Origin of the sequence: Fulvitalea axinellae (assembly GCF_036492835.1) — a bacterium.
Taxonomy (GTDB): Bacteria; Bacteroidota; Bacteroidia; order Cytophagales; family Cyclobacteriaceae; genus Fulvitalea; species Fulvitalea axinellae.
The window spans coordinates 186,699-208,309 of sequence record NZ_AP025319.1 but is presented as its reverse complement, the minus strand read 5'-3'; the positions used below and the strand labels follow the sequence as shown (position 1 = coordinate 208,309).

Annotated in this window: 16 protein-coding genes; 11 read left to right on the top strand and 5 right to left on the bottom strand. The window is 47.4% G+C overall.

Going from position 1 to position 21,611, the window contains the following annotated elements; all coding sequences use genetic code 11:
* The first annotated feature begins 355 nt into the window (after window positions 1-355).
* From AABK39_RS25105 to AABK39_RS25085, 5 genes are all read left to right on the top strand, one after another.
* Window positions 356-2,311 (top strand): LamG-like jellyroll fold domain-containing protein, encoded by a 1,956-nt coding sequence (locus tag AABK39_RS25105; RefSeq protein WP_338395793.1) that lies wholly within the window; start codon window positions 356-358, stop codon window positions 2,309-2,311.
* 132 nt (window positions 2,312-2,443) lie between these two features.
* Complete coding sequence (locus AABK39_RS25100; RefSeq protein ID WP_338395792.1) at window positions 2,444-2,983, top strand: transporter; 540 nt, start codon at window positions 2,444-2,446, stop codon at window positions 2,981-2,983.
* Complete coding sequence (locus AABK39_RS25095) at window positions 2,980-3,243, top strand: hypothetical protein (RefSeq protein ID WP_338395791.1); 264 nt, start codon at window positions 2,980-2,982, stop codon at window positions 3,241-3,243. The genes AABK39_RS25100 and AABK39_RS25095 overlap by 4 nt, the downstream gene beginning before the upstream one ends.
* Window positions 3,244-3,456: 213 nt before the next feature.
* A complete protein-coding gene (locus AABK39_RS25090; protein WP_338395790.1) occupies window positions 3,457-5,271 on the top strand; it encodes an AAA domain-containing protein in 1,815 nt (604 codons plus the stop codon).
* Between the two features lie 345 nt (window positions 5,272-5,616).
* Window positions 5,617-5,952: a DUF6694 family lipoprotein gene (locus AABK39_RS25085; RefSeq protein ID WP_338395789.1), complete on the top strand. Its 336-nt coding sequence runs from the start codon at window positions 5,617-5,619 to the stop codon at window positions 5,950-5,952.
* Between the two features lie 75 nt (window positions 5,953-6,027).
* Here AABK39_RS25085 and AABK39_RS25080 read toward each other — a convergent pair whose 3' ends face one another.
* Complete coding sequence (locus AABK39_RS25080; protein WP_338395788.1) at window positions 6,028-7,473, bottom strand: hypothetical protein; 1,446 nt, start codon at window positions 7,471-7,473, stop codon at window positions 6,028-6,030.
* Window positions 7,474-7,654: 181 nt separating this feature from the next.
* Here AABK39_RS25080 and AABK39_RS25075 point away from each other — a divergent pair, with 181 nt between their 5' ends.
* Together AABK39_RS25075 and AABK39_RS25070 are read left to right on the top strand one after the other, a co-directional pair.
* The gene (locus tag AABK39_RS25075; RefSeq protein WP_338395787.1) at window positions 7,655-7,819 is read left to right on the top strand and encodes a hypothetical protein; all 165 of its coding nucleotides are present in this window, start codon (window positions 7,655-7,657) and stop codon (window positions 7,817-7,819) included.
* A 288-nt stretch (window positions 7,820-8,107) separates the two neighbouring features.
* Window positions 8,108-9,574, top strand: coding sequence for a sulfatase-like hydrolase/transferase (locus AABK39_RS25070; protein WP_338395786.1), 1,467 nt, complete (start codon window positions 8,108-8,110; stop codon window positions 9,572-9,574).
* Window positions 9,575-9,977: 403 nt separating this feature from the next.
* Here AABK39_RS25070 and AABK39_RS25065 read toward each other — a convergent pair whose 3' ends face one another.
* Window positions 9,978-11,834 (bottom strand): metallophosphoesterase, encoded by a 1,857-nt coding sequence (locus tag AABK39_RS25065; protein WP_421825180.1) that lies wholly within the window; start codon window positions 11,832-11,834, stop codon window positions 9,978-9,980.
* Between the two features lie 604 nt (window positions 11,835-12,438).
* On the opposite strand from AABK39_RS25065, the gene AABK39_RS25060 reads away from it, so the two are divergent.
* Together AABK39_RS25060 and AABK39_RS25055 are read left to right on the top strand one after the other, a co-directional pair.
* The gene (locus AABK39_RS25060) at window positions 12,439-14,640 is read left to right on the top strand and encodes a type III secretion system effector protein (RefSeq protein WP_338395784.1); all 2,202 of its coding nucleotides are present in this window, start codon (window positions 12,439-12,441) and stop codon (window positions 14,638-14,640) included.
* 245 nt (window positions 14,641-14,885) lie between these two features.
* Window positions 14,886-15,470, top strand: coding sequence for a Crp/Fnr family transcriptional regulator (locus AABK39_RS25055; protein ID WP_338395783.1), 585 nt, complete (start codon window positions 14,886-14,888; stop codon window positions 15,468-15,470).
* Window positions 15,471-15,483: 13 nt separating this feature from the next.
* Here AABK39_RS25055 and AABK39_RS25050 read toward each other — a convergent pair whose 3' ends face one another.
* A complete protein-coding gene (locus AABK39_RS25050) occupies window positions 15,484-16,464 on the bottom strand; it encodes an NAD(P)-dependent alcohol dehydrogenase (protein ID WP_338395782.1) in 981 nt (326 codons plus the stop codon).
* 93 nt (window positions 16,465-16,557) lie between these two features.
* On the opposite strand from AABK39_RS25050, the gene AABK39_RS25045 reads away from it, so the two are divergent.
* Window positions 16,558-18,114 (top strand): putative nucleotidyltransferase substrate binding domain-containing protein, encoded by a 1,557-nt coding sequence (locus AABK39_RS25045; RefSeq protein WP_338395781.1) that lies wholly within the window; start codon window positions 16,558-16,560, stop codon window positions 18,112-18,114.
* 12 nt (window positions 18,115-18,126) lie between these two features.
* Here AABK39_RS25045 and AABK39_RS25040 read toward each other — a convergent pair whose 3' ends face one another.
* Window positions 18,127-18,960, bottom strand: coding sequence for a hypothetical protein (locus AABK39_RS25040; protein WP_338395780.1), 834 nt, complete (start codon window positions 18,958-18,960; stop codon window positions 18,127-18,129).
* A gap of 124 nt (window positions 18,961-19,084) precedes the next feature.
* Window positions 19,085-20,230, bottom strand: a complete 1,146-nt coding sequence (locus AABK39_RS25035) for a S41 family peptidase (protein ID WP_338395779.1) — start codon at window positions 20,228-20,230, stop codon at window positions 19,085-19,087.
* A gap of 198 nt (window positions 20,231-20,428) precedes the next feature.
* On the opposite strand from AABK39_RS25035, the gene AABK39_RS25030 reads away from it, so the two are divergent.
* On the top strand, window positions 20,429-21,502 hold the full coding sequence (locus AABK39_RS25030) for an IS701 family transposase (protein WP_338392425.1): 1,074 nt from the start codon (window positions 20,429-20,431) through the stop codon (window positions 21,500-21,502).
* Window positions 21,503-21,611 lie beyond the last annotated feature (109 nt).

Genomic DNA, 21,611 nt, shown 5'->3' with positions numbered 1-21,611 from the left:
AATTTGCTAAATATGTCATAAGGCATACCTTTGTGAAACGGCTGGTGCTTATGGCTCATCGGCAACCAGCGCTTTCAGCAATAATTCGTTTCGCTTTTTTAAGACTTTCCGGACATGTTTTCGGTACTCGAGTATACGATAAAACCTACCCGCTACCGCATATCGGTTTATATCCGCCCGCATAACATCTACGGGCTAATTTGGCAACACTATTCCATATGTTGCGCACACAAGCGAAACGCCTCTTTTATCTAAAAAAGACTACCGGTTTTCGGGCCGGAACACGACGTTTTTAAACAACATAAGAGAGCTCCGAAGCCTCCTTATGTAACAATATATTTCTAAGCCAAAAGTTATGGGAACGACTTCTATCCACGCTCCCCGGACCGCCGTGTCCGCAGGGCTAGCGAAGGTTTTCGCCTTATTACTTAGCATACTCTGCGTCCAGTCCGGATTCGCTAACGGGCATATCACCAAATCCCCGCTTGGCGGAGCCCGTCACTATACGCTTAACGGAAAGGACGGAATGGTAGATTTCGGCGACGTACCCATACCCGACAATTTCAGCATATCGTTCTGGGCCAAGCCCTACCCTGTTCTGGAACATAACGAAACCCTGATCTCGATCGGCGGGGAATATCTGCTGATCATCGACCGATTTACCCGGAGCCTACAAGCCATACACGTAGATATTTACAAAGCCAAAATAGAACAAGTGCACATACGCGAACGTTGTTGGCAACATTTCATGTTTCGTTACCGCTCCGATTCCCTTGACGTATTCCAAGACGGGGAACCGAAGGGTACCGTCTACTTTCCGCTTACCAAAATGAGATCGTCCCGGATAATTCTGGGCGCAGGTCCGTGGAACGCCAATTTCAAAGGGGAATTCGCCGATCCATTCTTTTACGGGTTTCCGCTACAAAACAACGCCGCCAAAGACTTCGCCTCAATATTTCCCCTAGACAAGGCGTTATCGGACAATCTGTCCTTCTTTTCTGGCCATACGGAAAAAAGCTGGAAAGAAGCCTTTGGAAAAACTCCGCTCCAACTTTCCAAAAAACAGGACTCCCCCGTTTCGCTGACCTTCGACGGCACAAACGTGGACCGACATCCCAAAACCAGAAAAATTCCATCCGGAAACTGCGGTACGATAGCGCTTTGGGTATTGCCGGAAACATCCACAAGGGTCATGAGCATGGTCAATATCGGAAACTCATTCGCTTTAAGGTTCGAAGAGGGTAATTCGATCAATTTTGTGGCGCAAGACCGAAGCGATTATAGGTTCAAAGAAGTCCAGCTCTCGCAAAATTGGCCCACGCATATAGCCGTGACTTTTGTGGAAGAGGAAGAGGTCATACTTTACCTCAACGGACGCGAACTGGAACGGAAACCCATGGGACCGGTATGGCGTACCGAGAAAACCACTCTTGACTTGGGCACAAGCTACTGGGGGCATTCCCAAAACTTCGCCGGCTGTATGTACGATGTCGGTTATTGGACTCGTCCATTGTCGGCCCGAGAAGTGGAAAGGCTTTTCGCCCACCCCGAAGAAACGGCTGATAATTTGCTAGCTCCAACAGGAAACGGTTTTCCTCCATTGGCCAGTATGGCAATATTGGTGGTGACGGCGGTGATTATTGGGATACTTATCATCTACAGAAAAAAAGGGACCGTTATTTCCCGTCCCAGAATCAGCAAGTCAAGCCGGCTACCCCATTACCCCAAAGCTACCGTACAACTTTTTGGAGGGCCCTATATCCTTTTGCCTAACGGGAACAACGCTTTAGACGGGCTTACGCCGAAAATCAAGGAGCTTTTAATGTTTATACTGTTGAGAACACTGGACGGTAATCCCGCCCTTACCACTGAGCTTAACGAGGTTTTTTGGCCTGACCAAGATACCCGAAAAAGAAAAAACAACAGAGGCGTATCCATCAGAAGAATAAGGGAGGCCTTAGCCCCTTGCCCCGAAATCGAATTGATATACGACAACGACAAACGCTGGAGCGTAAAACTCACCAATCCCATGCTGTGTGACTTCAACATCCTTAATGATTTGACAGGAAGGTCATCGAAAGAAGCTATGGAAAGAGCCCTTTCCATTTTGAAACAAGGGGAATTTCTGGCCAGAGGGAAGTACCCCTCAGCCCTCCCATTCCGGAAATCTTTGGCGAAGAAACTAACAGTGGCCGGTAACTTCTGGCTAAGTGAAAATAGTGGCATATCCGTCTCGGAAAGACTTATCGTTGAGGAAATTTTGGCCATACATACCAGAAATCAAACACCCGAAAGGATAAAACAGCTATAAGATAAGCATGCTCCTTTTATCATCACTGGGTTTTCATTCCCGACAAAATCGGATAGAACTTTTTCGGTTCCGGATAAGTCCTGAGGCATCGTAACGATAGTTTTGCAAAACAGTATCGCAAAGCTATTTCAGATGAATAAACTTACAGTAAAGATCTGGTTATCAATATTGTTGTTACTGAACACAACAGTCCTGACCGCACAAAGCGTAGATGACGAATCAAAAGCCGCCAAACAAGCCAACAACCCATTGGCAAACATGAAGGCTTTTAATATACAGACCTACTATGCACCAACCCTCTCAGGCGTTGACGGAGCTACGGCGACAAACAGCTACCTGCGCTACGCCCAACCCATCGGACGCGTATTGGTAAGGGCCACGATGCCGATCTCCACCATAAACCTTCCCGGCCAAGAAGCCGACGCCGGGCTGGGCGACCTTAACATATTCGCCACTTACTTGCTCACGGATCCTACCTCTGGATTCCAGCTGGGTATCGGGCCACAGGTGACCCTACCTACCGGAACCGGCGATTTCGGGAAAGACACTTGGAACCTCGGTGGCGCCTTGGTAGCCTTCAACGGCAACAGCGCCCGCATGCAGTGGGGTGGCTTGGTAACCTACGACACTCTATCTCGGACAACCAATACGACGCCGTTACCAACAAAATGATCGTTCAGCCCTTCGCTTTCTTCCAACTCGGGAAAGGCACTTACCTCAGGAGCGCTCCGTCGGCCGTGTTTGATTTCGAAAAAGGAGAATACAATATCCCATTCGGTATAGGTATCGGAAAAGTGGTGAAGATTAACAATACGGTATACAACCTCTTCGTCGAGCCACAATTCTCGGTCGCTTCGAAAGGTATGTATCAGCCGCAGTTCCAACTGTACACGGCCATCAACATGCAGTTTTTAAAGCCAAAGAAAAAGTAAAGAGGGCCGGTATGTCTCCCTCTTATCTACAAGAAAGTAAGCGTTCCCCAAACGTCCCCTAAGCCGGACCTCGCCAAGCGTGAAGGTTCGGCTTTTATTTCTCGTACTCCTTCTCCCATTGCTATTCCAACAGCCTTTACCTATCTTCACCGCCCAGCATTTTACAGGGGTAAAACAATTTTGAAACCCTCTACCATTTACCTTGCACAACCTATGGTGACCGTACGAAAGATCAGGGAATTTTTAAGAAAAGAGGAAGAAGAAAAACGCAAGAAAACCGAAACCCTCTGGAAGCTTCCGCTAGAAAAACGCCTGGCCAAAGGCGAAGCCCTAATCCTTGACAACATCGACGACGCCTACGAGGATGAGGAAACCGGCAAGGTTATAATCCGGGCATACGCTTCCGAAAACCTCTCCCGTTTCAAGGAAGGCGACAACCTCTGCCTACACGGCGGCGACCCTGCCAAGCCTTCGGCCAAATGCGCGCTGTACGAAGATTTGGACGGCGAACTCCTTCTGACCCTGAACAAATACGAGGACTACGATTTTTCCGTAACGCCCAAACGCTGGATCCTTGACCGCGATTACGTGGATTTCTCATGGATATTGGAAAAGGCTCTGGAAGAACTGGAACGCACCGACAAAACGGACCAAGTCTTGGGCCTGATAAACGGAGAAACCAAACCGACATACGGAGCGCCAAGAACCCCCGCCCTTCAGGAAGCGGTGGAGCAAACCGAAGACACGCTAAACCCGAAACAATACGAAGCCCTGACGAAAAGCCTTGACGCCGACGGTTTCCATTTGGTACAAGGCCCTCCCGGTACCGGAAAAACCCACGTTTTGGCGCTGATAGCCCTTTATCTGGCCAAATTCAAAGGTGAAAAAGTACTGATAACCTCTACCACCCACAGGGCCATCAACAACGCCTTGGTAAAGATAGCGAAAACCTATCCCTATCCGTTCTTGGTAAAAGTGGGCGACGCGGAAAAAGCCGACGGACTGGAATACGAAGACGGCGAGGTAATGAACGTGGAACGCATCACCAACCTCCGCGTTGGCGACACCCCCGTCCGCGCCTCCAACTTCGAGGAAATGTGCAGAGGCATAATCGTAGGCGGCAATGCCTTCAGCCTGCATACCAGCCGGATGAAATTCTGCGAGTTCGACACCGTAATATTCGACGAGGCCGGACAAATCAATATCCCCACCGCCGTAGCCGGCATGTTGCGCGCCCGCAAGTGCGTATTCATCGGCGACCACCAGCAAATGGCCCCGATTGTGGGCGCCGAAGACCATGACCCCGCCGTTGAGAAATCGGTTTTCGAAAGTATCTTCGAGCACCACCCGGGCACGCTGCTCGACACCACTTACCGTATGAACGCCGAGGTCACCGACTTCCCCAGCCGTCAGTTTTACGCCGGCGATCTCCTGTCCAGCGAGTTCTCCAAAGACAGGCGCCTGCAGCTTGAAAGCCTTCCGAGAAACAAAACTTACGCCCATATTCTGGATCCGGCCAAACCAAACGTTTTCGTGGACCTCGCCCACCAAAACAATCAAATGACCGCCCCGGAAGAGGCCACGCTAATAGCCGAACTGATAAAGGAAGCCATAAACGCAGGACTGCCCGCCAAGGAAATCGCCGTTGTATCGCCATTCAAAGCACAAGGCCGACTAATCAGAAAAACACTCAACGAAACAGGCCTGAACGAATCGGAAATAAGGGCCGTAGTGGTGGATACCGTAGAGCGCATACAAGGTCAGGAACGGGAGCTGATATTTATCTCGTTTATCACCAGCTGTAACGCCTTCGCCCGCGAAATGGCCGGATTCCTTTTCGTACCCAACCGCCTGAACGTAGCTTTGACCCGAGCCAAAACAAAAGTGGTTTCCGTAGGAAGCCGATACCTGTTCAATACCAAAACCGACGACCCGAAACACTCGGTGTGGATCAAAAGCTATAAAAACTATTACGAAGAATCCGACAAAATATTCTTTCAGCTGAAAGAGCAATATCAAAAGTTATAATGTGATACAACTTACTCGTATCATTGTGCTTATAATATTTGAAGAGTTTTAGACCGATGTCTTACGTCTAAATAGCATTATGCTGAACCAAAAGAAAAGCACTGGAAAATGTCCAATGCTATTCTAAAACCCATTGTGTCAGAAAGGTGAAGCGGAAGCCTATGACCTCTTCCGCTTCAGATAGCTTATTGCAGAATTTGTTGTAATTATTCAACTGCAAAGGCCATACCAAACAGACCTTCTCAATTTTTTGCCTGCTCACACAACACATCCATGCGACGCACCTCATATGTGTAAGGCTATATATGTATATTGCGAACTCATATTTTTATCCAATAGTTATTTATGAAAAGATTATCCGCAATATTACTGTTATTAACCCTCGCTTTTTCTTCTTGCTCCCCGACGGTTGACGCTTCAAGTGAAAAATCCTTTAAAGCTTCTATCAAGCAACTCAAAGAATCATTGTCAAAGGAAGAAAGAAAAGAGTTCGCCGAATGCGTCAAGCTAATTATGACCCAAAATATTTCCGTAAAGGATCTTCTCTCTAAACCAAAGGCTTACGCAAGGGAAAAGTTAGACGGGAAGACAGTATCGGATATACTAAAGGAAGGCAAAGAGCTTAAAAAGGAACTTGAGAAGAAAAGAAAAAAGAAAACTAAAAAATGGTTTAAAAAATAAGGGTCCTATACACTTTGATAAGCGAAAGCGATTTATGGGCTTTCGCTTTTTTGAACTGATTCTCAATTCTATATACTATTCAACACCAAACTCCTCGTGGGGCTCACCGTATTTATAATCTCTCCCTTGGTTCATTTCAAATACATAAGCAAACCATTTTCTCATCTGTGATATGGTATCGTCCATCCGCTTTGTTATGGACAAATTTCTCAATTCAAATATCGGCATTTTATCCCCGAAATAAGGATGTGTATCCATAGCTCCACGCATGGCACCAATAGATTCCAACCTCGGCCGGGCCTCAGGATCGGGAAAGGTATCACGGGTTAGGTAATCAGTCCGGGGAATGGAAAAGGCCCACTTACCGCTAGTAAGCGCATCCATAACCCGAGGCGAACGATGCGGAAAGCGTTTGCGGTTACGATAAATACCCTGGGCGAAAAAGGGTTGGGAAAGATCAATAACTCTTGGATCACAATCAGTTTCCTTTATACCCATTTCTTGAAACAAAGACCAATCTTCTCGCTCCAGATCATAGATTCCGGGCGAACACATCAGTCTTATTATATTGCTCCATTCACGCCCTTCCGTAGCTGAAAAATGTTCCTTTTCCTCTTCGGGCAATCGGCTAAACATAGCCGAAAAATCGGTACGGGCCAAAAGATATACGAATGACTTAGCGTAGGCACTGATCGGAAGAGTGCCTCTTATCAGATAAAAAGCCACCAAGTTCAACAGCCCTCGCAATTCTTCGTTCGGTCCCTCTCCGGGGGCTTCAGAGTTTTGTTGCCAATATCGTTTCAAAGCCTCTTCCGAAATAATAGTGGCACGCCCCATGTTTATCGGCAGGTCCACAAACCTCCCTTCGTAGTCGGTGCCCAAAGCCATACGGCCAGCCATTTTTCTCTCTACCATTTCCGCCGTTTCGTCCATTCCTCCCGTACCCACATCCTTTAATAACTGCCCTAACGTTTTCATCCTAATACCAGCGGTAACCTGTGCCCGTATCCGCAGTCCTCGTTTGTGTACATGACGCAAACAAAGCAAAGCCATTGGGTTTCTGATCTCGCCAAGACCAGCTTCCGCAAATGGTCTTAAGCCCGTAATGACTGGCGCCCTTGCCGATACCTCCTCAAAACGCTTAAGCTTCTTAAAAAAACGTTCCATTTCATAAAACCCCTCCATATCCTCCTCAAACGGTTTCGAGACTATTTCCGTCGCCGACTCATATGTAGAACCTTCCTCCGATTGAAACTCATAAAGAGGATCGGCCATCAGGACATTTCCAATGCCCAGATCCCAGATATGCTTATCATCATAAATTCTCTTTTCGTGATATTTCGGACTTTTGGATTCCCCACAAAGCATATTGTAAATCTCCACCTCAAAGCCAATTTTGCGCTGAATAGGAGGTGACTTTGACAATCCCGTACTACTCAGGGACTGCCCCGTACTTTTTTCCCGCTTCTTTCTTGGCACTTTGAACATACTCAAACCATTCCGACGCTGTTGTTTTCGCAAAAAGGCATCCATTTTATTTGCGTCGGTGGTCTTCAAAATAAATTTTCCGGAATCAAAAAAATTAAGACTACTAATGGTCATTACTAATGATTTCGTATATCGCATAGGCGAAAGTCAGCGGATGGTCTTCCTTTCTTTTGCCATTACTTGAAACAAGCCTCAAACGGTTGGGAATGTACCTATGACAGGCGGGACGTTCGAATACCAAGACCAAGGGGAAGAGTATTTGCCCGCCGATATCCCAAAGTGTAAGGCTTCAAGATCGCAAAAACAGGTCAACGAAGGAGCCAGTTCGGTAAGGGTTGGAGTGGAGTGGAACACACAATCGACGGGACTAAACGACTGAAGGTAATTCGGAATAAAATATAACGATATCAGAGAGTGGCCGCAGAACATCATAATCTAAAGTTTGAATTCAGAACATAATTCACATTAACCTTTATATTTCGTTACCAAATAAATGTAGGAACTCCACTTTTAAGCAGGGGCTAAAATGCGTATATTTCGTTCTCTAGATTATCATCTAGTTGAATTAGTTTATTTTTTCGTATCGCCTATTTGTTTAGTTTCTTTTTACCGAAAGTGCAGTCATGTGTTTCGGTAATTTTTGTATTTCATTATTTAATGTGAAAACATGAAGATTTCCAATCTGAACCGCATCGCTTGTCTGATGCTGTCCATGCTGTTCCTGAAAGTGTCCGGACAAGCCTCACAGCCCAAAAAGAAGCCGAATATCATCCTCATCATGGTGGATGACATCGGGGCGGAGGCTTTCAGCTGTTACGGGGGCGAAACGTACAAAACACCGAACGTCGACGCTTTGGCGAAACAGGGTATTTTGTTTGAGAACGCATACGCACAAAGCGTCTGCAGTCCGTCGAGGGCGCAAATCCTCACTGGAAAATACCCTTTCCGCACGGATGTCACGCACAACAAGGGCGGTGGATCTATGAGCAACCTGATGTACGAGTTCCGCCACGATCCTTGGGGACTTGACGCCTCGGGCAAGCCCAACGTCACCACCTTCGCCCACGTGCTAAAAAAAGCCGGATACAAGACCGCCACGGCCGGAAAATGGGGGCTAGCGCAGTTCGACCACACGCCACAGCACTTGGAAAAGATGGGTTTTGACAAATACAGAGCCTGGGCAAGGATATACAATGACAAATTCCTGTCCAAATACTGGAACCCCTGCTACTGGGAGGACGGCAAGGCCCATCTCGACGTCAAGGACGTCTACGGTCCGAACGGCTATACCGACTACCTCATCGACTTCATGAAGGAGAACAAGGACAAGCCCTTCCTGCTTTATTACCCCATGACTCTGGTCCACTCCATGAACCAAAACCCGTATGAAAACCCGATTCCCGAGGGCGTGGACCATCCCAATTTCAAACAGATGGAGAAATACACGGTAGGAGGATACGACGGCAAAGACTTCAAACTCAGCGTCCAGTATATGGACAAACTAGTCGGAAAAATCGTCAAGGCGGTCGACGACCTGGGAATAGCGGACAACACCCTCATCATATTCACCGCCGACAACGGCTCGTTGCACCAGCAACGCTTCGTGTACAAAGGCAAGGAGATAACCGGTGGCAAGGGAATCATCAACCACACCGTGGGCGTAGGCGAAACCGGCACACACATTCCCTTTATCGTCCGATGGCCCGAGAAGATCAAAGAGGCTTCAGTCAAGGATGACCTGATCGACTTTGCCGACATTCTGCCAACCTTCGCCGAACTCAGCGGGCAGACCACTCCAAAGGATCTGGACGGTGTCAGCTTTGCTCCCTTGTTGCTCGGCAAGAAAAGGAAGAAAAAGGAAGCCGTCTTCGCCCAGTTCAAACAATGGCTGTGGGTTCGGAACAAGAGCTGGGCGCTAAACCAAAAGGGCGACCTTTTCGACCTAAGGGAGGACCGTCACAACATCAAACCAGCGGATAAAGACGCCAGCCGAGCGCACAGAGTCAATTACAAACGCTTGTCGGCGGAGATGAACAAATACAAGGAAGATGCGCTACGCACCTACGAGCAATTGGGAGACTTCTACAACGAAGAGGAACAGCAGGGCGCTCGAAAAGAGATCATCCACCAGTAGCCATTCGGTCAGTGAAGATCGTACCATAATGACAAAGCCCCGTCGGCCAAACCGTGCGGGGCTTTATATAACTTCCTAACTTTATCGGGACAATATTTTTACGCGACATTCATTAATATCCCCCCTTAATTCCACTTCCTTTTTCACATTTTGAACGTTGAGTGATTTATGCCGCATTTTTCACTCAGGGACCTCATAATCATACAGTTCAAGGGCACTCATTGTCAAGGCAAGCCTTATAAGATGTTTCTGCTATTTTACCCCGTTTCTTTCAAGTTCTACCTTGCGATAGCATGCTTGCTATTGGCTAACGGCACCTCCGGACTACTCATTCGGAACTTTCACTCTATAGTTACATAATGTGCAAAACAAAGGCCGAAACTTTCGTTTCGGCCTGTCCAGATCAGTGACTGAAGTGGGTCGGAAATATCTTGGTACGCTCTCGGGTGTTGGTGTCTACAAATCCGAAATCCAGTTTGTTCGTGCCCCAAGTATCGAAATACTCGATGCGAATCTTGTGCTTGCCCTTTTCAAGCATAAGGCTCGCTTCTTTCTGCTCCACGCCATGGTCGCCGTCATTGTCAATCAGCAAAGTGTCATCGATATACATTTTGGAACCGTCATCGGAAAGAAGATAGAGCGAATAGGCCTTGGTGGCGTCCACTTGCAGGTAACCTTCGAACGTGACGCCGAAGTAATCTTTCCTGCGCTTTATGCTGTGGATACTCGGCTTGGGGATAACCCCAGTGCGCACAGGTTTTAACTTGGAGAAATCGGGCAAAACCTTCCATTCTCCCTCATAATACGCGTATCGGACGCCCGGCTTCGCATTTCTGACTTTTTTGGCTTTCAGCGGTTTCATCTTCACCAACGTGTGGGCTACGCTCCTGCTGGCTAATCCCGCAGGCGTATAGGCCCGGGCCCTGACCGTTGCGCTCTTACTTACTTCAAAGGTTTTCTCGTATTTTCTGGAAGACTTGCTCGGCTCGGTTCCGTCCAACGTGTAACGGATCTCCAAATCGGGAAAAGCGACGTTCATCTTTACCCTTGTGGATTTGCTGAAAGCGTAATCCTTGGCGTAAACTCTCGGTACAGGCGGCTGTAATACTTCCGCCTTGATTTCCGGACGGTTTTTCTTGAGTTGGAACGAATCGAAAAGACGGCCTTCATGATCGATGGCCTTAAAGATTACCGTACGGTCGTGAACGGCGAAAGTACAGTAGTGGTGGCCTGTCTGCTGTTCGAGCGAAAACCAAGTGCGCGTGGGGGCGAATCCCTCCAATCCGCCACCCGCACCACCGGAGTTTATATAAATCACGCCCTCTTCCTGATTAACCATTCCGTCTTTCAGGGGCCAAGTCCGCTCATACATATGCACGTGCCCGTAAAGGTTAAAATCCACGCCATATTTGTCGTACAAAGGCACGAGGTTGCGGGCTTCCGTACCGTTTGTCGACAATTCCTTATATGTGTCGCCGTTATCATTTTCCTCCGACGAATACGGCGGATGATGGTGCACCACGATCTTCCACATGGCGTCCGATTTGGCCAACTCCCATTCCAGCCAATTATACTGCTCGGTCCCCTCGGATACGTCAAAGTTCGTATCGACCATAAAAAACTGAGCATTTCCGTACTTGAACGTGTAATAATTTTCGGGCGACGGATTCGCCATATACTGGTAATACAGTTCCGAATCACCCTCGTGGTTCCCCAAAACGGTATACATTGGGAATCGACTCATAAAAATGTGTCCGCCCGGCAAGAAATGTTCCGTCCAGTCGGTTTTTCGGTCACCGGAATCCACCAAGTCGCCGGCATGAATCACGAAATTCGGACGATCTTCCCATACCAGTTTCGATATTTTCTCCCAAGCCCAAGGCGTACGGCCGTTGCGTTGCGAGTCGCCGACTAAAGCGAACATATAAGCCGAGCTGTCTTTTACAGCCGTTTTGAAAGAATAAATCTCGCTTATAGCCTCTTCTCCCGACGGCGTAACGGAAACCACACGCCAGAAATAGTTTGTCTCCGGTTTCAAATTCTTCAAAGTATGCTCGTGCATAGTTTTGCGCCCGGACGCCTCGCTCCTCTTGCTAATATTCGCATATTCGGAATCAGGAAGAGCTTCCCCAAACTCCACCCGACCAATTGTAGGCTCGGTGGTTTCCCATAGGATTACCATGCTGTTTTGTGTGCCGAATTGCATATACGGCTTGACTAAGAATAGCTGTTTATTCTTGGAAACTGGCCCTTGCCCCATCGTCAAAAACGGAAGTGACGAGAAAACAAAGGCGAAAAATAAAAATGGTCTAACGGACATCATCTTGTTCGGCATATCATTAACATAAATTGCACTTTAACGGCCCGAACATATAGAATAAAACGCTTACTTTATTCCGAAAAAGAAACCTTAACGGTTTAATGATTTATCTCGATCAGTTATGACCAGAAATTGTATATCCGATTAAAACCTGTTTTAACCCTCTATTATAAGCTTTTTTATATTAAAAAAATAAGAATGACAAGAAAGCCACAACAGCTGAATCCGGATATTTCTTTTAATCGACCCTTATAAAACCTTCCCTGATAGTGGAAATCTACTTTTATACATTTTAAAGATAACAAAGCAATCTATTTACCCTTTCGTTAACAATGATTTTGATACACGAAAATACAGCGAGCTTTGCCTTCCTTGCCTTTTCTCGACAAACCGAACAATGTCGAAGATGAATATATGATGTTGGTAAGATATGAGGTATACTGACTCAAACATGTTCTAAGAATATGGCATTCCGATAAAAATGAGAAGATCATGAGGAGAACTGTGTCTCCGTTTATGAGTTACCTATAAAAAATCCCTCAAGATGAGCTACGGGTCTGTATGGAAGACACGTTCCGCAACAAGATCATTCCAAAACCAATCGAAGGCATCTCCGAGCCAAGGGCTTGCAAAACAACCTCCTGCCCTTCCCATTCAGCGCTTTGTTTACAGAGAAGATAAAGAACAAAAGTCGCTGATTTCTCACTGGGGAGACTTGCCTGCTCATCTTATTGAAGAAATCGACCGTATGCCTGACGCTTCTGAAAAGGAAGAACTCATGGCCAATCTTCGATTGGTGATGAAGTCCATTGATCAGGCACTTGTTTTGGATGATAAAACCACACTGGCTGATTTAAAATCCAAGTTAAGTCGACTGTCATTGGATAAGTTGAAGAAGTGTGAGCAGGTAGATGATTGGGCGGACATGGATTTGGTGTTGGGCAACAAAGAATTGACGCATGCGGGCATCGTTTCCACTCGGGGAAAAGCGGTTTCTTTAGAGCAGTATATGGAAAAGGCCGGTGTCGCCAAAGGAAAGTATGACGCAAGTGAAGACGAAGCCGGTGTCCATACCGAAATGAGCATTTATAAAATGTGGATGAAGGACCATCTGCCACCGCTCCCTGAGGAATCCGGAGCTGAGGAAATTCAACATTGGGAAGAACGTGCACGTAAAATGAGTCTTTATTACTTCACGAGACTCGCTGAACGCCCAAAGGTGGTTTATGTTACTACGGATGGAGTAGATGTACATGAATCATTTAATCCTGAATGTCCTTCACCGTCACGTTCTCCCGAATCAGATGATTGGTTTGCTTTTGATATGAATGAGGTTCATGAACAGTTTTTATGCAATCTGGGACTGAGGAAAACGAAAGGACAAGTCGCTTCCATGCGCAATTTCCAATTTTACAATGAAGGCCAACGACAAGATTTCCCATGGCTAACGGCTCCAAACAGGTGGGGACATTATGGCCCCTTGACGCCATTGAAGTACGGAAAAGAAGAAGACAGCGATTCGTCAGGAGAATTCTATATGCCCAAAAAATCCGAAATGAAAGGCACTCGCTTTGATGTTCGAATGATCAAGGGACTAATCAGTAGGGAGGAATTTTGCGATTTGATACGGCAAGAAGGAGAGGAGCAGTTTGAGGCTCGTTTTGCACTCTTGCCTGAATTAGCCGCCTTTGAAGGGATGCTACAGCACTATCACCTTTATGATTCGGAAGGCGACTGGAATGCCAGGCTGGAACTGCTGGAGGACTTGGAGCATGAGATCTACCGTTGGAACAGGCGAAGAGAAATGAGAAGTGTTCATTACCTTCCGCTTTACACAAAAAGCATCTTGTACCTATTGGAGAGTGTCCATACAGAACATGTGCTGTTGATGCAACATTTGGCAGAACATGGAGGCTGGTTGTCTTTATCCAGGAATGAAACACCCGACAAGACTGAGCGACGCGCCGCTGAAGAGGAAATGAATAGACTTTGGAAGCAAATTCTGAAGCGTGAAAAACAAAGTAGTAAAATGAAGATCGCTTCGAAACTAAAGACCGGATTTATGAAATCCGAGCCAGTACCTGATTTTCATCCACAAACCCTAAGCGCATTGGTGAGATTGATGAGCAGGCCATATGGCCGTTCTTTGGTGCGCTATCTCGTACAGGACGCTCACTTCTCATCGACGATTCGGCCCGCAAGACCCGAATATGGAAAGTCCATTTGCGTAAAGCTGAATGACCTCGTACCTGAACGCCCACTAACAAAACCTTTTGATATCAATGATCCATTGGCAGAGATACCAAAAGAATCGCCGATGCCGGGTGATATTATGTTTTCGTATCCATCCACCGAACTTGATTTTGTATACGGACAAGACTGGAACACTTGGAACTATCCTCCCGAATCAAAAGGTGAACTAAAAAGGACAGACTATCGATTGCCGCCTGACGGTAATATAGTTTTTTGTCCCTCATTTGTTCAGATGGGACATGAGATGGGCCACATGTATAACTTCCAGACCGGAACCAATCGACTGGGGGCCTACCGGCGAGAATACACGGATAGGCCTTCTCTTCGCCTATGGTCGAATAATGAGGAACACTTCACCATCGAACGACATGAAAACAGAATTAGAGAAGAACATCAGCTTCCGGCCAGAAAATACCACCAAGGCATGGATATGGATTTCGTAAGCTTTATGACCGACCCGAAAGGCACTCGATACCTTTCGCATTTTTTGTAAATGAGACCACCGGTTTTATAAATATCGCTACCGGCGCCGGCAGTTGAAGACCCGATCCCGAATACTGACACAAAGGAAATTTCGAGGCACAAACCGCTCATGAGCCTCATTTCACCATTTTTAAAATTGAGGGAACAAAACCGCGGGTAAAAGTTATATATTCCCGCATGGGCGCCACGCTTGACTCTCTTTATATGGATAAATCATCCGTTCCCAATATTTAGAAAACGAAACCCTTCGCAACGATGAAAGACAGAAGCTCGGACTTGGTAAGAGAATATGTGGACTTGAATGAGGAAGAAGCCAAAATTGTTGACGACTGCATCAAGATCAAAACTTTTGACAAATCCGACATCCTGCTCCGGGAAGGGCAAGTGTCCAAGGAAAGTTATCACGTATTAAAGGGATGCCTGAGAATCTATTACCTCGTCAAAGGCGAAGAGAAAACCGTAGCCTTTTACACCGAAGGCCAAACGGTTTCCTCTTTTAAAAGCTATACCAGCGGTACGCCGTCCAGACATTATTTGGCCTGCGTAGAAGATTCTACGCTCGTTTGTCTTACTTACGAAAAAGAACAGGAACTTTACAGCCGCCTGCCCATCTTCGAAAGCCTTTGCCGTCAGTCCGCCGAAAAGGATTTTGGCGAAAATCAGGAAGCCCTGGCCGATTATATCATCAAGAGTCCCGAAGAACGGTACCTGCACCTGATGGATACCCGGCCGGAGCTGTTGACTCGCGTGCCCCAATACCATTTGGCTACCTATCTGGGCGTAAAGCCGGAATCCCTCAGCCGCATCCGCAAACGGATAGCCGAAAAAGGGGACTCCTGAAGCCTCTCCCATTTCAGGCCACCTTCACCGAAAGGTTTCCCCTTTTGTGTCCCGATTCCGCATGGGCGTGCGCCTCGGGCAATTCCGCCAGAGAATACCGCTGCCCAATCAGCGGACAAAACATCCCCTTGGCCAATAACTCCCGAATCCGCAACAGGTCTTCCTTGGTCTCCCTAGCCACTCCGGCTACGATCCTGCGCCCTCCGAACACGGATTTGAGCAACAACTTGCCATAATCGCCCAGCGTGGCGTCGCAGGCCAAGTACGTACCGCCCGATTTCAGTACCTTTTTACATTCGCTATAATCCGTCTCGCCTACGGTATTAAACGCGAAATCATATCGTTCTCCCGTCTTCGTAAAATCCGTACGGCTATAATCCACCACCCTGTCGGCCCCCAAAGCTTTGATCGCCTCAGTGTTTGAAGGTCCGCAAACGGCCGTTACCATAGCGCCGTAGGCTTTGGCCAACTGTACGGCCGCGCTCCCCACCGAGCCCGAAGCGCCATGAATCAGCAAGCGATCGCCTTCGCCCACGTCCCCTTCCCGCAGAAAGTGAAGGGCCGTCAAGGCGCCGACCGGGGCGGTGGCCGCTTCCTCAAAACCCAGTCCGTCCGGCATATGCGCCAGTGGGCCGTCGGCAGGCTGGCACAGATATTCGGCATGCGCTCCCGAACCGAAGCCCGTAGACCCGAAGACCCTGTCGCCAATGGCGAATCCCTCCGCGCCCTCTCCCAAGCCCACCACTTCGCCCGCAAACTCATGTCCCAATATCCGGCGCCGGGGCTTGCTTATTCCGTTATACAGCCGGACCAAACAAGGGTCGGCCCTTCGCAGCCGCCAGTCTCCGGCCGTTACGGAAGTCGCCCGTACGCGGATCAACACTTCTCCCTTACGGGCTGTTGGACGTAGCTTTTGGGCAAGCCGGAGCACGTCCGGAGCGCCGTAACGATCGTACACTACGGCTTTCATCATTTTGGATTCGTTCGTTTTCATATGCGCAAAGTAGCCGGACAAAAAACCGTACGCATTGACTTTGGTTAAGAACGAAAGTGGTTTTAGTAAAAAGTAGCTGTATCTGTTAAGGTTTTGGCTTCAAACCGGGAAAAAAACCGTACTGACGGCATCCGCACAACCCGACAAACCACGAAACGAGTAACCGTTTCCCTTAGAATGTTCACCCGCGCCAAGCCACAACGAGTAATCCGCAATACATCCGCCTCCGGAGTTTCCCGGCAACCGCCCCGATCGGCCGTAGCCCAATGCATGCTATTAACCGACCGCGCCGGCAATGAGCGGGAAGATCTCGACGTGGACAATACCGAGCGATTCCTTTCCTTAATACATCGGGCGGAAAAGGCTTTCGCCCCTAGTCCCATCACCTTCCTGATGAGTCTATTGGGACAAATGGAAAGTGATTCAGACTCTTATCGATATGCGGGAATCATGGCCGTAATCAAAGCCAAGATCCAATCGCTGATCAGCGAGACCCTCTGGTCGGAATCCATAGAATTCTTTGCCCAAGCCTGTTGCGAATACTTCTTTCTCCGGATGGTAATGGAGAACAGCTACTTTACGGATACCCATCTGCCAGCCTTTTTTACCGACGCCGCACGGGCCAGCGACGAAATGATCCAACACGAAAAAGACATACAGGCCAGAGCCTCCGCCGGTGAGGATATAGGCGTACTTATGTCTCAAATGACAAGGTTTAGGGAACAACTGGTAGCCGACTGCAGCCTGGAAAGTATGGCTCTTGCCGGGCACCCGAAACGGGGCTTGGCACTTATGGCCACCGGAAGTTTCGGCCGGGAAGAGTGCGTCGCCGCCTCGGATATAGATTTCGGCTACCTCGGCGACGATTCCGAACACGAACTGATCACAAGGCTCAAACACCTCACCTCCGGCAAGCTCTACCTGGCCCGCCAACTGGCCGTGGAAAAACTTGGGCTAAAAGACGTGAATTACGGGTACGGCCCCGATATGGAATGGCTAAAGGACAAGGGGAGCTTTCTGGCTTCGGGAATCGTGAGGGCCAATAACGAAGACGGTAACTTGTCCGACACCCGGGTTTTCCGGGTATTGGGAACGGAAGATTATCCGTCAAAAGCCAAAGCCAGAACAAGGAATTACGCTTCGGAATTCGAAGCCAGCCGACTAAAACATTACCCGAAAGAGAAACACCTGCAAGAACAGATGCGCTGGCTTGCGGACTCCAAAGAACCGACCGACATTACGGAAAACAACCGTTTCGATATCAAAGACCGTTGCCTAAGGCTTTTGACTATCGGTGCCCAACAGCTGTCATTGCTTTTCAGGCTCAACAAAACCAACACACGGGAGCGCCTCCAAGCCCTAAAAGCCAAAAATATAATGCCTGCGGACCTCTGCGACGAACTGGAGCGGATTTTCCTTCGCCTGTGCCACATGCGCAACACCATGCACCTCAAGCACCACGACGAGGCCGACCATGTAGTATTCGGCGAAGACTTTTGGCTACCGGCCAAAGAGACCATCGACGAGGCGACATTCAGGGAGATTCTGGATATGCAGAAAACACTCAGAAGATTCGCCGCAATCCTTAAAAAAATCGGCAAAGACCATCGGGAAACGTTCAAGGGGCTAGAGGTGATTTATGAGGATTAATCCCGCCCATTTTCATCTTTTATTTTTGGTTAGTTTCGCCTTCTCCAAAACTATTTCTTTTCCCCCCTTAGAAACTACCAGAAATACGCCCGCATCCTTGGCCGTTTCCACTGCGGCGATATTCACGATATTTACCTTATACGACCAAGGGCCATTTTTAAATGTATAAGTAACTCCTCCGATGGTTCCTTGAAAACGTTGTTTGCCGTTATACAAAACCAGATCAGGCTTATCGGCCAAGGTTTTAGGGAGGCTCCATGAAGCATAACGCAAACGCCCGTCTTCCAATTTGTCCACACGTATTCGAAACTTGTCGGTCTCACAATCCACTATGTTTTTCTCCCAGACCCCCAAACTTTTGTGCGTAATCGACTCCGCTTCCTTTCGCAACCACATTTTCAAATTACGTTCGGATTCAGAATTATAATTGACCGCTATGATTTTACCCTCGTCATTTACCCACATATCACCGTTCAAAATCCCCACGCCCAGGTAATTATTAATTGTATTTGACGGGCCGAAGTCAGTAGATGAGAGCTTGTCGCGGAAAGAGTTATCAAAGAGTATGGAATAATATTGCACAAACTCACGGGGGCTCATCAAATCAGGAACGGGATTAGGGCGTCGCAAAGGATACACTACCTTCTCGGACAGTTCTTTAATCCTGTTATTACTAATCAATACGACTAACTCTTCCAATGCTTTTTTTCTGCTCTCGGGGATCTTATCGCTTTGTCCAAAACCGTTTACCAGCGGTAAAGCCATTATAAAAAATGCCAATACCAGTTTACAGCGCACCCACTGGATATTTCCTTTTTCCATTTCCTCAGTATAATTCACCTTCATAAAGATAATATGAGTGATAAATTAATAGACAAAAACAAACAAATCGAATACTAAACTCTAACAGAATAAAAAAAAGCCCTGTTCGCTTTTTGTTGAACAGGGCTATCTGAATTTCTCAATCAAATCACAAAGCTCTATCTTGCTCCTTCAAAAACTTCAGCGCGGCCTTAAGCCCCGGATCACGATCCTTGATAAAATCTTCCAACGTCTTTTTCACTTCGATATCGGGCAAAACACCGACGCCTATAAATTCCCGTCCGTCCGGGTAAAGATCCTGTTTGGTGCAAACCCTGGCGGAGCCTCCGCCGGGCAGATCAAATACCATCGGTTGGCCGGTACTTCCGAACGTACGCTCACCCATTTTGGTCATATGCTTTTGATTATCGGCGAGGATCAGAAAATCCTCCGCCGCCGATGCCGTTTTGTGACCTATCAACAATACCGTTGGCACCTTTATCCTTTTTTCATCCAAGGACACACTGTCGGGGCTATACGGAAAATCATGGTAATACTCGTCGCGGGCGGATTCTAGCGCCTGCTTGTGCCACGCCAAACCTTCTGGATTGGTCATACCTACCGTATCCTCGGCTTTTGCCCAACCGCCCCACGCTTTGTATGAAGGGATATGCAATCTGCTCCGGGATTTGGACCCGTAAAAAACGTTATCTGTCGTCAGGTATTGTAGAATCGCCAATCCTGTACTAGTACTACCACCACCGTTTTTGCGTAAATCCACAACCAACTTCTTCGCTTTGTATATTTCCGGCAATTTCTTTTTGAACATGTCTATGATTTCCGGACTGCCGAAAGAGTTTAGGGAAATATACGCCACCCCTTTTTTCAGCCATTTGAACTCAAAACGCTTCCATTCCTCCATTTCCGGATATAATGCAAGTTCTTTTTCCTTTCCACAGGTCAGTTCCAAGGTTTTTTCCTTTCCGTCAGGGCGACGGAACACCACCGTATGCTTGGTGCCTTCCGGTGCCTTCAGTAATCTAAAAGCGGCGTAATCCTCAACAATATAATCCGTCGATGATGAGATATACGGCTTCACGTATTTCTTCTGATATTCGGCCGTAGGCATGCCATTCACTTCCGTGATTACGGTGCCCAGCGGTATTTCTTTTATCTTTTCCTTATTGATCCTCGTCACTACGGTTTGGCCGTCAATATTGCTAAGCACAAATCGATAATCACCGAAATAAACGCCATAAAGCTTATTCGCAACCTCTACAGGCATATACACATTAGTATGACCGTCCTTTAGCATGGCGCAAAAACGTTCCAACAGGCGGTAATACTCATAATCATTTTTTGTCTCGCCTACTTCGGTTATCAGTTTTTTATATTCGGCGTCCCAGGCTTTTCGGTCAACTTTATTCAGATAAATAAAATTGTAACTGACCTTTCGCTCGCCTTTCCTATTGCAATTTTGGAAATTATATGATAAGTGACCGATTTTTGAAAAATGAAAAGGAGAGACGGATTTGAATTATACACGGATTATCTTATTGCCAGTCGAGGGCAAGCCACCTCAACAGGGCTCTCAGCATCTTTGGACAATCAGATTCCCCATGATTATTTCAGCGACCTCCTCAAGCAACCGGACATGGACCAAAAGGCTTTTTGGAAAGAGGTGAAGTCTTTCGCCAGGAGTATTGAGGGCGAAGAGGCGGTTTTGAGTATCGACGATTGCATTGTCCACAAGCCTCATTCCTCGGAAAACGACATCGTAGCTTATCATTTCGACCATACTGTAGGCAAAGCGGTCAAAGGGATCAACTCCCTTAACTTTCTTCTGAGCAATACCGTGGAAGGACAAACGGTTAACTGTCCGGTCGCTTATGAGATCGTCCACAAGACGGTGAAATACATAGACAAGAACGGGAAGGAAAAGCGTAAAAGCGAGAAAACGAAAAATGAGATGGTACTGGAAGTTTTACACCGTCTAAACTTTCTGAACAAACTGGTTTTCAGGTACATTCTTTTCGATACGTGGTTCACCGCCAGCGATACGCTGAAGTATATTCATTACAAGCTCAAGAAGGTTTTCGTTTGCCCGCTGAAGAGCAACAGGAATATAGCAATGAGCGAAAAGGACAAAAACGAGGGCAAATTCATTCACGTTTCGGATGCGCCTATTGAAAGCGGTCAAGTGAAGCGGGTGTGGGTCAAGGGAGTTGATTTTCCTGTCACGCTCGCCAAACAAGTCTTTACAAACAGGGACCGGTCGACCGCGGAACAATGGCTGGTTACCAACGGGGAGAACATGGCTTTCGAGGATATCGTAGCGATCTACCAAAAACGGTGGAAAGTCGAGGAGTTCCATAAGTCGCTCAAGCAAAACACGATGTTAGGCAAGTCTCCCACAAAGATGGAGATTACCCAATTGAACCACATCTTCGCTTCCATGATCGCCTACATAAAACTGGAAAAACTGAAGGTTAAGGAGAAGCTGAATCACTTTGCGATAAAATCAAAATTGTATTTGAAGATGATAAAGGCTGCCATGGAAGAACTTGACGCCTTGCGGTCGGCCTGAAATATATTCATTAAGAATCGCTCTCCCAAATGCAGGGAGAGCGAAAGTTCAGATTGTAATTCACTTCCTGCCAAAACTTCGAAAGACCGTAGATCTTTTCGGCTTTACT